The organism is Flavobacterium nitrogenifigens (genome assembly GCF_003254565.1).
In the GTDB taxonomy this organism is placed as follows: domain Bacteria; phylum Bacteroidota; class Bacteroidia; order Flavobacteriales; family Flavobacteriaceae; genus Flavobacterium; species Flavobacterium nitrogenifigens.
Window position 1 is genome coordinate 1 of the sequence record NZ_QJRI01000033.1, and the last position, 255, is coordinate 255.

Consider the following 255-nt stretch of genomic DNA (forward strand, 5'->3'; position numbering starts at 1 on the left):
TTCGGATACATGCGTTCCCAGCCTCGAGGCAATGTGCAGCCATGGAAAATAACCATTATTCCAAATACATTGGCATCCGTCAGAATATCTTCATAGAGTTTCATGGTCACCTGCTTATCGCCGCCAAAAAAGTCCACTTTAATTCCCTTGATTCCGATGCTTTTCATCCATGCCATTTCTTTTCGTCTTATGGCCGCATTATCCATCAATCCTCTCGGGCCTTGCGGAGCATCATTCCAATACCCGTTTGAATTG

Annotated in this window: 1 protein-coding gene; it reads right to left on the reverse strand. The window is 44.7% G+C overall.

All coding sequences use genetic code 11. The features are described from left to right. On the reverse strand, positions 1-255 hold a 255-nt coding region (locus tag DM397_RS00145; protein ID WP_204251831.1), incomplete at both ends, for a glycoside hydrolase family 97 catalytic domain-containing protein.